The 3,365-nt window shown below is 34.5% G+C and carries 4 protein-coding genes; all 4 read right to left on the bottom strand.

Annotation, left to right across the window (positions count from 1 at the left end):
- Positions 1-1,106: ABC transporter ATP-binding protein (locus OU792_RS18280; RefSeq protein WP_274671015.1), on the bottom strand; the 1,106-nt coding region annotated here is incomplete at its 3' end.
- Positions 1,099-1,842, bottom strand: a complete 744-nt coding sequence (locus OU792_RS18275; protein WP_274671014.1) for an FkbM family methyltransferase — start codon at positions 1,840-1,842, stop codon at positions 1,099-1,101. The genes OU792_RS18280 and OU792_RS18275, both read right to left, overlap by 8 nt.
- Positions 1,843-1,880: 38 nt before the next feature.
- Positions 1,881-2,672, bottom strand: a complete 792-nt coding sequence (locus tag OU792_RS18270; RefSeq protein ID WP_222583682.1) for an FkbM family methyltransferase — start codon at positions 2,670-2,672, stop codon at positions 1,881-1,883.
- Positions 2,673-3,074: 402 nt separating this feature from the next.
- A partial coding sequence (locus OU792_RS18265) for a HepT-like ribonuclease domain-containing protein (RefSeq protein ID WP_274671013.1) occupies positions 3,075-3,365 on the bottom strand: 291 nt, incomplete at its 5' end.

The following is a 3,365-nucleotide window of genomic DNA, read 5'->3' as shown; positions in this document are numbered from 1 at the left end:
AAGATAACTCTACAATAATAGGCTCCTTGATATACTTTAAAGTTTGGAAAAACACATGTCAATTTATGGGCTCCTTCTTCCTTTAATTTTGAATTTCCCTCACAAAAAAACCAACTATGCACTATTGCAATTTCAGATTCATTAAAAATTTGAATTGAAACGTTCCCATTTCTTATTCCTTCATGTAAATTAAATCCAACCTCAATTTTGAGCTCTTCGCCATTGTAATGAGTATATCCTTCATTAGAAGTCACTACCTTAACAGAAATAATTTCTGATTTTGAAATATCTACCTGTTTGAAAAAGAGCCCACGAATTGAATTCTCGAGCCCAAGATATTTATCAATTACAGATTTAGTATTAGCTTGAAGAAGCAAATTTCCATTTTCTAATAAAATACATCTTTGCGTTAAAGTGGAAATGGCCTGCATATTATGACTAACAAATAAAACTGTCCTTCCTTGATTTTTACTCACATCCTCCATCTTCCCTAGGCATTTCTTTTGGAATTCATAATCTCCTACAGCCAAAACCTCATCGATAATTAAAATCTCCGGATCCAAATGAGCTGCCACAGAAAATCCCAATCGGACCTTCATTCCAGAAGAATAAAATTTCACAGGGGTATCGATAAACTTCTCCACCCCCGAGAAATCAATAATTTCATCCAGTTTGGAATCTATCTCTCTTCGGGTCATCCCAAGAATGGTACCATTCATATAGATATTCTCTCGTCCCGAAAGTTCAGGATGAAAGCCCGTTCCTACTTCCAATAGCGAAGCTACCCGGCCATGAATTTCTACCTTCCCTGAAGAGGGTTCTGTAATTTGAGAAAGGATTTTTAAGAGAGTGGATTTACCCGCCCCGTTTTTCCCGATAATTCCCAATACTTCGCCCTCCTTGACCTCAAAGGAGACATCCTTAAGCGCCCAGAAAACTGATTCGTCATCTTCCCCAAATCGACTAAGGTCTTTTAGCCTCTTTAAATTTTGCAACGGGGATTTGATCACATTCGCGACCTGTCCTGCAAGTGTTTCCACTTGCTTTTCTTTTAAGCCTAGGCGGTATCTCTTGGATAGATTCGAAACCTTGATGACTTTACTCATGTATTTTATTCCCTTTAATTTTGTCTAGAAAAAAAAAGTTGCAGGAATTTTTATATACTAACTCGTAATTTTTATTTCTTAAAAAACTCACAATTTCATGCCCCTCTTTACCAACTTCAATTAGGACTATTTTTGGTCTATAAAGATCCCGATCATTGCTTTTTAAAACCTTCAGATCAAACCCTTCTGTGTCAATACTTAAAAAATCAATAGATTGATTATTTGGTAAATATTTATTCAATACTTCTTTTAAAGGCCAAACTTCTACATTACTAACTTCCTTTATTTGAGTTTTAAACCTACTACAGTGATTTATAGCAGTTTTTTTATCGAACGTCGACAAAGTATCAATTTCAAGTCTATAAAAATCCAATTGACCAATCTCGGTTCCTATTCCTATGTTTAAGTTTATATCCCTATTCCGCATTTTTTCAAAAAGCACTATTTTATCCGGTTGAGGTTCAATATTTATTCCTGACCATCCTCTCCTGTAAAACCTAAGCGTATTACTAAATTTTTTAGGATCATTCGCCCCAATGTCTACGTAAAATCCCAATTCTTTTCTAAGAATAGCGTCCAATATTAAGTCTTCTTGATATTGAGCGAAAGAATTTATTAAGGTATAATTCGGAAAATTCTCTGTTGTAATCAGGCGAGAATGTCTCTTATTCTTGATCCACTCGGTAATAAAGGGAGGCAGAACCATCTTCAAAAAATGAAAAATCTTAGATTTCATATTTTATTTATAATAAAATACATTGACAAAATTATTATTTAGAGAAGAGACTTATATCTGGAATTTATTGCAACAAAATTCGATAAAACGAAATTTTCCATCTCCTTTGAATATGGCCTAAAATCAATCCAATTGGGAAATATCTTCCCTACTTCAAATCCATAATTTTCAAAGAAATTATAGAAATCAGCCAACAAAAATCTTGACTCTAACGCCAAAGGTCCATATTCAAATTGAACCATTTTAATTAACCCCTTTTCAAACATTTCTTTGAATCCAAGCAAGACCTTAGACTCAAACCCTTCAGTATCAATCTTCAATAAGTCAATGAAATCAATAGAGTTGTATTTACAAAATTCATCTCCAGTAATTGATTCGACTTCAATTTTAACTCCTTCTTTTCCCATAGAATGATGAAATACTGACGAGAAAGTGGATTGATTAGGAAAAAAATGAAAAACCAATTTACCTGAATGATCAGAGAGAGCTTTACGATGAGCAAATATCCCAGTGTTTTTATTTGATACTTCATCCAATCTCTTAAATGTCTCAGGAACTGGTTCAAAAGCATAAATTAAAGCATTAGGATGCAATTCATTAAATTTTAACGCCCACCTCCCAACATTTGCACCAACATCAAAGACCACCTTGATTTTCTTGGAATCAAGACGTTCAAGGAAATTATATTCACCATTAAGCCTACTGTCATTGATTTTATTGTTTAACGCATTTGAGAGGCTTTGAGAAATTGAAAAAAGAAGACTCCCTAAACGATTTTTACGCTGAATGGCGATTAACCAGAAGATTCGTTTTTTGATTGATTTAATCATCACTCCTTTTCAAAGTCCTTCCAGTCTTAAAGAACCAAAGCATAATTAAGCCATTTTGAACCTTCAGATTCTTCTGAAACACAAACCAATAGCCCATAAAGACTAACGGAAGGAAAATCAGAAATTCGAAAGAATTGAAAAGCAAAGGCTTTAATTAATTGGTAATTAGGAATTATAAATGAGGAATTGGATAGGGCTTCAACTTTTCGAGGTATCCGTTTTGTGTTGAACGTTGTACGTTTTGGGCTTCGACTTCGGGACTCTCATCCCTCAGGTGCTCCGTGCAGGCTTGCTCAGCAACCAACCTTGAACTTTGAATGTTTTGGGTTCTACGTTTAAACGTTTTTGCCTTGGGCAGGCAAGTGAGGTTCTGTTTGGTAGGTTGAACTAAAAATAGCGATTTCACTTTGGCCTATTTTCAAGAAGATTTTTTACTTCCACCTTAAGCTTGGGTAGATGTTTAATTAAGATAGACCAAATATTTTCATCAGAAATACTGTCGTATGCATGAATCACATGGTTTCTAAGTGCTATGATTGACCTTGCGTGTTCAATTTTTAATAAGGTTTGCTCATCATTTTGTTTGATCCTATTGACCGCCTCACCAATAATCTCCAGGTTTCTTTCTACAGCTCTTTTGAGCATTTTATTTTGCTGGTAATTAGGGAAAGAACGAATTTGGTTCTTTTGGAC

The sequence above is a fragment of the Algoriphagus sp. NF genome, assembly GCF_028823735.1.
Taxonomy (GTDB): Bacteria; Bacteroidota; Bacteroidia; order Cytophagales; family Cyclobacteriaceae; genus Algoriphagus; species Algoriphagus marincola.
The sequence above is the reverse complement of the archived record's forward strand: the minus strand, read 5'-3'. Positions and strand labels throughout refer to the sequence as shown.

What these genes read in the sequence shown, in the direction of transcription:
- OU792_RS18275 (WP_274671014.1), bottom strand. Translation starts at nt 1,842, where the DNA reads ATGAAATCTAAGATTTTTCATTTTTTGAAGATGGTTCTGCCTCCCTTT.
- OU792_RS18270 (WP_222583682.1), bottom strand. Translation starts at nt 2,672, where the DNA reads ATGATTAAATCAATCAAAAAACGAATCTTCTGGTTAATCGCCATTCAG.